General features: G+C 66.0%; 6 protein-coding genes. 5 read left to right on the top strand and 1 reads right to left on the bottom strand.

Annotation, left to right across the window (positions count from 1 at the left end; genetic code table 11):
* Positions 1-206 precede the first annotated feature (206 nt).
* From ACTOXK_RS02350 to ACTOXK_RS02370, 5 genes are all read left to right on the top strand, one after another.
* Complete coding sequence (locus tag ACTOXK_RS02350; protein WP_482278619.1) at positions 207-1,064, top strand: hypothetical protein; 858 nt, start codon at positions 207-209, stop codon at positions 1,062-1,064.
* Positions 1,065-1,171: 107 nt separating this feature from the next.
* Entirely contained in the window at positions 1,172-1,945 is a 774-nt protein-coding gene (locus ACTOXK_RS02355; protein WP_482278620.1) for a TorD/DmsD family molecular chaperone, read from the top strand.
* A 117-nt stretch (positions 1,946-2,062) separates the two neighbouring features.
* A complete protein-coding gene (locus ACTOXK_RS02360; RefSeq protein WP_482278621.1) occupies positions 2,063-2,719 on the top strand; it encodes a 4Fe-4S dicluster domain-containing protein in 657 nt (218 codons plus the stop codon).
* A gap of 12 nt (positions 2,720-2,731) precedes the next feature.
* Entirely contained in the window at positions 2,732-3,727 is a 996-nt protein-coding gene (locus ACTOXK_RS02365; protein WP_482278622.1) for a 4Fe-4S binding protein, read from the top strand.
* 174 nt (positions 3,728-3,901) lie between these two features.
* A complete protein-coding gene (locus ACTOXK_RS02370; protein WP_482278623.1) occupies positions 3,902-6,022 on the top strand; it encodes a UvrD-helicase domain-containing protein in 2,121 nt (706 codons plus the stop codon).
* A 278-nt stretch (positions 6,023-6,300) separates the two neighbouring features.
* Here ACTOXK_RS02370 and ACTOXK_RS02375 read toward each other — a convergent pair whose 3' ends face one another.
* Positions 6,301-7,656 (bottom strand): ATP-binding protein, encoded by a 1,356-nt coding sequence (locus ACTOXK_RS02375; RefSeq protein ID WP_223899903.1) that lies wholly within the window; start codon positions 7,654-7,656, stop codon positions 6,301-6,303.
* Positions 7,657-7,960 lie beyond the last annotated feature (304 nt).

The following is a 7,960-nucleotide window of genomic DNA, read 5'->3' on the forward strand; positions in this document are numbered from 1 at the left end:
AGGTTTGCCGCTCTCGCCCAAGGGTGACAGAGGCGGTCAGAATTGCCCCTTGACGGATGCGGGGGCGCTGGCCTATGATGCGGCGTGGGGATACCGCCTGAACTCTCAGACGGACAATGTTTGCAAAAGTGGAACCTCGGGGGCGAGGTTCATCTCTCGCTGTGCGCGAGAGCGGAATGCAAGCATTTGTTCAAAGGGCGGATGATATGAAAGACCATTCCTCGTTTCTCGATCTGGCACTGGATGATTCCATGGGCTTCGACCCCCTGGGCGCTTTCGACGATGAGGTCGAAGAGGACGCCGGGGCGGTAACCGAAGGCTACCTGGGCACGCCCCACACCGATGAGCCGGCCCCCAAGGTGGACACGCGCCCGGCCGCCGAGCGCATCGCCGATCTGTTCCAGTCCATGGCCCCGCGCCGCAAGACGCTGATGGGCATGCTGACCTTCTGCGCCACCCCCCAGGCCACCGATGCCCTGGATGCCGAGGTGCATCGCCTGCAGGCCGACAACTTCTCCGTGTACACCCCCGCGAGCCTGGCCAACCTCCTTGAGCGGGCCGGCGGCCTTGCGCGCGTGACTGCCGACGGCGAGCCCTACCCCGAGGGCGACCCGGAGCCGGTGCTCGTGGAAGTGGACGGCGTGTCCTACTACGAGGCCGCCGAGGCCCCGGCCGTGCATTGGGTGGCCACCGCCGATGGCACGGCCTACGCCGAGGCCGATGCGCCCCTGGCCCGCCTGACCGATCTGCTGAACGAAGATGCGCGCTACGCCACCATCTACGAGCGCATCCTGAACCTGACCGCCCAGGAGGGCGGCGCCACCACCCCGGCCATCAACGATGCCGTGGACAACGACGAGCTGCTGAAGAGCCCGCGCCTGTACGCCCCCCACTTCGTCGACAAGCTGGAGCGCTGCGACGCTGTGGAATGGCGCGACAAGAGCTGGCGCATCACCGCGGTCGGCCAGGAGGGTCAGCGTCTGGTGGCCGATCTCGTGGCGGCCCAGGTCGCCGAGGCCGAGGCCGATGCCGCCGGCGACGCGCCCGCAACCGACGGCCAGTAGCCGCCCGGGCCGCGGGACCGAACGGGCGCCATCGCGGCCCCGCACCCCCCTGGAACCACTGGAATGGACGAGGTTTTCTCGCCTTCCCCGACATTGAGGAGATTCCCATGACCGACACCGTCACCACCGACCTTGCCGCCGAGGAGGCCGCCGACCTGGCAGCCCTGACCGAGCTCACGGCCCAGCGCTGTGCTGTCTACCGCCTGCTGGCCCGCCTGTACCGGGTGGAAGTGGACGAGGAGTTCCTGGCCGAGCTGAAAGCCATGCGCTTCCCGGCCGCCACGGGCAACACCGCCGTGGACACCGGCTACCGCACCATCGCCACCTACCTGTCCGGGGCCGACGCCCACGCCATCACCGATCTGGCCGTCGACTACGTGCGCGCCTTCATCGGCCACGGCATCGACGCCTACTCCGCCGCCTACCCCTTCGAGTCGGTGTACACCTCCCCCAAGCGCCTCATGATGCAGGAGGCCCGCGACGAGGTGCTCGCCGTGTACCGCAGCGAGGGCCTCGACAAGCTGCCCACCTGGAAGGAATCTGAGGATCACCTGGCCCTGGAGCTGGAGTTCATGGCCGTGCTCGGCGACCGCATCGTGGCGGCGGCCGAGGCCGGCAACGAGGCCGAGGTGGAGCGCCTGCTGGCCACCCAGCGCAACTTTTTGGAGGACCACCTGGCCAGCTGGGTGCCGCTCATGACCGCCGACCTTCGCCGCTTCGCCCAGTGCGGCCTGTACCAGGGCCTCGCGAGCCTCACCGACGGCTTTATCCAGGTGGAGCAGGAGTTCTTCGACGAGATCTTCGGCGACGAGGGCGAAGCGGCGGAAGCGGCCGAGGCCGATGCCGCCCCCGCTGCCACCGACGCGGAAGAAGCCGAGTAGGGCACCCGGCGCACGGGAGGCCGTCGAGGTATCGAGCGGCCGCGCACCGTCATCCCATCGGTCGGCACCGACCGTGTACTGCAACCCCAAGGGCGAATGAGAGAGGAAGAGGAAACCATGGCTGAACTGGAGGAGAAGGTCCCCGACGCGGCCCAGCCGAAGAAGGAGCAGCGGCCCGTCATCACGCGCCGCGCCCTGTGCGTGGGGCTCGGAGGCACCGCGGCGCTTCTGGGGCTGGGAGCCGTGCGCTACGCCGGCAGCGCCCCGCTCGTGCGCCCGCCCGGGGGTCAGGACGAGGATGCCCTCGTGTCGGCCTGCATCCGCTGCGAGAAGTGCTACGAGGTGTGCCCCCGCGGCGTCATCGCCCCGGCCCACCTGGAGGACGGCATCCTGAACATGCGCACCCCCGTCATGGACTTCAGCGCGAACTGGTGCGACTGGTGCACCGAGGAGAACGGCGGCACCCCGCTGTGCGTGGCATCGTGCCCCACCGAGGCGCTGAAGACCGGTTCCACCCCCGAGACTGGCGCTCTGGGCCTGGCCGAGCTGAACCAGGACCTGTGCCTGGCCTACCGCCTCATCGGCTGCCGCTTCTGCTACGACGCCTGCGAGTACGAGGCCATGGCCCTGGACGAGAACAACCGCCCCTATGTGCTGAACGATCAGTGCAACGGCTGCGGCGCCTGCGAGAGCGTGTGCGTCTCGCTGCAGAACGGCTCCATTTCCGCCGGCGCCACCGAGCGCGCCATCGTCGTCCGTCCCCTCGAGGCTTAAGGAGGCCCGCGCGTGAATACCAAGCGACTCCGCACCATCATTCCCCTCGCCGTCATCGGCGTCATCGCCGTGGGCTTCGCCACCCATGTGGGCGTGGGCACCCTGTCGGCCATCGGCTGGCAGGACATCTCTCTCCTGTGCCCCCTGGGAGCCCTCATGACCATGATCGCCACCAAGACCATGATTCCCCGGGCGGTCATCTCCGTGGTCATCGCCATCGCCCTCATCCTGCTGTTCGCCCGCGCCTTCTGCGGCTGGATCTGCCCCGTGCCCGTGGTATCGAAGATCCGCGGCGTCTTCTCGAAGAAGACCTCGAACACCGACATGACCGGCACCGGCGTTTTGCCCGCCGACGAGAATCCGCTGGTGAAAGCTGCGAAGGGATCGGAGGCCGCCGACGCGCCCGCGCCCCTTTCCGCCGACGAGCAGGCGGCCCTCTCCGGCTGCGGCCACAGCTGCTCTTCCTGCGCCGAGAAGCGGGCGACGTTCGATTCCCGCCACGTCATCCTGGGCGGCTCGCTGCTCTCGGCGGCGGTCTTCGGCTTTCCCGTGTTCTGCCTCATCTGTCCCATCGGGCTTACCTTCGCCACCATCGTGCTCGTCATGCGCCTGTTCGCCTTCGGCGACGTGGCCTGGGGCGTCATTCTCGTGCCGACGCTCTTGCTCGCCGAGGTGGTGTTCTTCCGCAAATGGTGCAGCAAGTTCTGCCCCATAAGCGCGCTCATGAGCCTCGTGGGCAAGGCGAACCGCACCTTCGTGCCCGCCATCGACAATGCGAAATGCCGCGAGAGCGCCCAGGGCACCTCCTGCGAGGCATGCGCAGCCGTGTGCCCCCAGGGCATCAACGTGCGGCATCCCGAGGCCGGCATGAGCTTCTCGGAATGCACCAAGTGCCGCGCCTGCGTGGAGGCCTGCCCCACACGTGCCATCACCATGCCGTTTCTGCCGAAGAAGGCGGCGCCTTCCACCGTCATCGTGGAGGACGACGAGACCGTGCCGGCAGCCTAGGGCAAGCCCGCTCGCGTCGTCACCCCTCCTGCGACGCGAGCGGGGCGCGCGTTTCCGCGACGCCGCGCCCAGGAAAGATCGCCCTGCGCGGTCTTTCCCCGTCAGCCTGCCGCCCGGGGCCGGCTGACGGGGAAAGACACGTGGAACGAGCCCTTTGCGGAAGAGAGGAATGCTATGACGTTGGAACTTGCCCCCACCCCGACCGCCGTGCTTATTGAAGGCGGCGTCGGCTGCGGGAAGACCGCCGCGCTCATCACGCGTGTGGCGACGCTTTTGGAAGATGGCGCGGCGCCGGAGGACATGCTCGTGCTGACCGCCACGCCGGATGCAGCCCGCGTCCTAGCCGCACGCCTGATCGAAGTCGTCGGCGAACGCGGAGGCGCGGTTGAGGTCACCTGCACCCGTGATGTGGCCTTAGGAATGCTCGCCAGCGAAGAGGGCCGCGCCTTCAGCGGACGCGCCGGGCGCCTCGTCACGCCGGTAGAGCTCGGCTTCATCATGGAGGACATGAAGGTAAGCGGCCTGAAGCAGCGGCGCTTGCGCGAGATGCTCAAGTTCTTCTACCGCAACTGGACGGAGCTGGCCGGCGGCGCCGACGATGATGACCGTTGGCTCATCCCCGGCGAGGAGGCCGATACCCACGCGCTTCTGAAGGACGTGCTACGCTTCACCGGCGGCATCCTGGAACCGGAAGCGTCGGCGATGGCCGTGCGCTTTTTGCTCGCATGCCCCGAAGTACTGGCCAGCGCACAGCGAGCCCACGTGCTCGTAGACGACTACCAGATGCACTCCCGCGCCTCCCAGCATTTAGCGAATCTGCTCGCCCGCGATTCCGTCATTGTGGCTGCCGATCCCGCTGCCGTGGTAGAGGTCTTCGACAGCTACCCCTACGGTGAGGGCATCGGCGAATTCACCCAGGCCAACGAGGGTTGCGAACGCATCGTGCTGAACGAGAGCTACGCCTGCGCTGCGGCTGCGCGAGCCGCAAGCCGCCTGCGCACATCGCTGGATGCGGGCGCGGCACCCTTGGGCGATGCGGAGGCGGAAAGCGACGCCCCCTCGCCCTCCCAAAGTGCTTCATCCGCGACGTCGGGCACGACGGCCACGCCGACCGTTCCCGACCGCGCAGCAATCGCCGCCTCGTTCACGGCTCTGAAAGCCACCGACCCTGCCGCAGAAATGGCCTCCGTGGCCGACGCCGTGCAGACCGCCCTGGAGGCGGGAGCCGACCCCTCCTCGATTTACGTGCTCGCTTTCCATCCCGCTTGGGAGCGCCGCGTTGCCCGCGCGCTTGAGGCCCGCGGCATTGCGACGGCGACGCCCGTCCGGGGGCGCGTGGCCGCGGGCGACTACCGCGACCTTGACCGCTGCGCCGCCGCACGCCTGCTGACGGCCCTCGCACTGGTCGCCAACGCGCATGACGCCCTGGCGTGGCGCGCCTGGTGCGGCTTCGACGACTACCTGGCCAACAGCGCGGTATTCGCCGATATGCGCGCCGAGGCCGACGAGCAGGGCAAGGATCTCGGCGCGATGCTCGACGAGGTGGCGGCTGCCGCGCCCGCAGAGAGCTTCCCCGGAACCGGCATCGGGCGCGTTCTGGACGCCTACCGCGCAGGCCGCACCCTCATCGAGCAAGTTCAGGGTTTGGAAGGCGACGAGCTGATCGGCGCTATCGCCTCTGCTCTTAATCTGACCGGCGAAAGCGGTGAGCACGCGATACAGCTTGTCCGCGCCCTCACCGCTCCCGAGCCCAAGCCAGCCGTTTCCGCCATCGACACCTCTTTCGGCACGAGTGTACCCGCACCCGCGCCGGACGACGCCCAGACCCTGATAACCCGAGCCCGAAACCGCATGAGCGCCCCCGTCTTCGAAGCCACCGAAGGCTGCGTACTTATCGGCGACAGCGCGCACCTGACGGGCCGCACTCCCACCACTCTGGTGCTCACCGGCTTCGTGAACGGCTTCTTCCCCACGCGCGACTACTTCGACGCCACCGTGACCACCCCGGACAAGCAGAAACTCGTCCGCGCCACCGATACCCGCCGCCTTTACACTGCGGCAGGCAAAGCGACACAGCGCCTGATCGCCAGTTGGTTCACCTCTACAAGCCTCGTGGAAGCCGAAACACTCAAGCTGGAGATCGCCCGCGCAAAGCTTCGTCGCGGCGAGCGCATCGCCGTCACCACCCCCAGCATCTACCTGACCGAAATCGACCCTGCCACCGAGCCGAGCATCCCCGAGCTCCCTGGCGATTCACAAGCTCCGAGAGATGCCGCAGCGGCGACATCCTCTTAAGCCATTCCGAGAAGGCGACACGGCCGCCCCGCTCCCTCCCCTCACGCACCCCTCGCGTCGGGACGGCCGCCCCCGCCGCCCATGTCGGCCCCGGCTTTCATTCGCCCGCCGGGGCCGGCGCCCGCCAAGAAAGCCTTGCCGGAGCCGGCACACACCAGAAGCTCCCACCAAGGCCGACGTTCATCAAGAAAGCCCCCGCCAGGGGAGGCTCGCGTTGCAAGGGATCCGGGGAACGCGAACCTCCCCCAACGGGGGCTTTTCAGTATTCCGCTTCTATCCTACCGCTCGTAGACGTTGGGGACTCCTCCCATGAGGAAATTCTCGTCCACGCAAAAGGCCGCGTAGAGGGGCAGGCTGATGATGCCTCCGTCTTCGCCAATGTTCTTCTCGGACAATCGCACGCCAAAGGGAGCCATGCTTTTGCGAAGATAGGATTGGAAGCTGGTTGAGGACACGCGGCTTCCGCTCTTCACCTCGATGGGGATGACCTGGGCAGCCTGATTCTGCAAAACAAATTCGATCTCCGCCGTCGAGCCGCTTTTGGGCACCCAGTAGAACGGCTGAAGCCCATTGGCGACAAGCGACTGCATGATGTAATTCTCGGCAAGGGCCCCTCGGAAGCGAGGGTTGAGGGCATTGCGCTTCTGCGCGTCCAGCAGAAGCTCTCCATCGAGGTTCATGCGGTAGAACAGTAATCCCGTGTCGAGAAGGTACACCTTGAAGAAGCTCCCGTCGTCCCGAGCCACCAAAGGGGCACTCGTCTCGTTGGTCTGTTCGTTAATGAGCACAAGTTCGGCGGCCTTAAGCCATGCCAGAGGATTCTGGAACTGCTGCCTTCTTCCCCCAGACACTACATCCGCGTACTTGAACTTCCCCGTGGTCTCTCTCGCAATCTGGCGCGGGATACTGCTCCACACCTGCTGCACCCGCACCGTCTCGTTCGGTGGCGCATAGAGCGCTATATCGGCTGCGTAGGTCTCGGCTATCTCGGCCTGCACGGTTCTCGCGTCACGTAAAGATCGATTCTCACGATAGGCCTCCACCACCCTCGGCATGCCGCCCACAACGACATAGCGCCGATAGAGGTCCAGCGCATCCTCATGAGCCGTGAACTTCTTTCGTCGGGCCACCGCCTTGCGTATGCCTGCCGCCAAAAGCTCCTCATCCATGGCCCAGAGAAATTCCTCGAAATCGAGAGGTCTCAGATAGAGGTGGGTAATGCCACTCGGGAAGGGAAGGCTGCGGCTTTTCAAGGTGAGACCGAGTTGCGAGCCGGTTGCGATGACCCGATACTCGCTCTCCGCGAAGAAGCGCAGGAAGTTGAGGGCTTTCTCGCACAACTGCACCTCATCGAAGGCGATCAGGGTTTTCTGCGGCTCAATCGCTTGATGGAGAAAGAGCTCCAGCGCCTCAACCACTTCCTCAACGGTGCGACTGTCCTCGAAAATCTGGGTGAGGTTCTGCAGATCGGTCTGAAAATCGCAATAGGCAAAGTTCTCGGTGTCGAAATGCTCGCGTCCGAGCTTCTTCAAGGCATAGGTCTTCCCCACGCGCCGCGCCCCCCGAATGAGGAGCGGCTGAGCGCGAGGATCCTCAGCCCATTGGAGCAGCACGGCATCTATTTTGCGTTTCATGGCGGCCCTTCTTTCTTCCAACGCTCCCCCATCTTACCATGGAATGCAAAAAAACGTGTCACTATTACACTTTTGCCGAAGAAAAAGTGTAATAACAGTACACTTTTTCACAGCGGGGGCGCATAACGGCTGATTGAGATCCCTCATCCCGGGCCTTTCCGACGAATTTCCGTACGCCACCTGGGGGGGGTGTCTCTATAGTTTTGTCAACCCCTTGGCTGGCTCGGGGCGGCGGCGATTCGGGCGCACCGAGCCAGGCCCCCTCCGGGGCCCGCGGCCCGGGCGGCGCCTATGCGGCGGGCTC

Source organism: Adlercreutzia sp. (assembly GCF_056795635.1).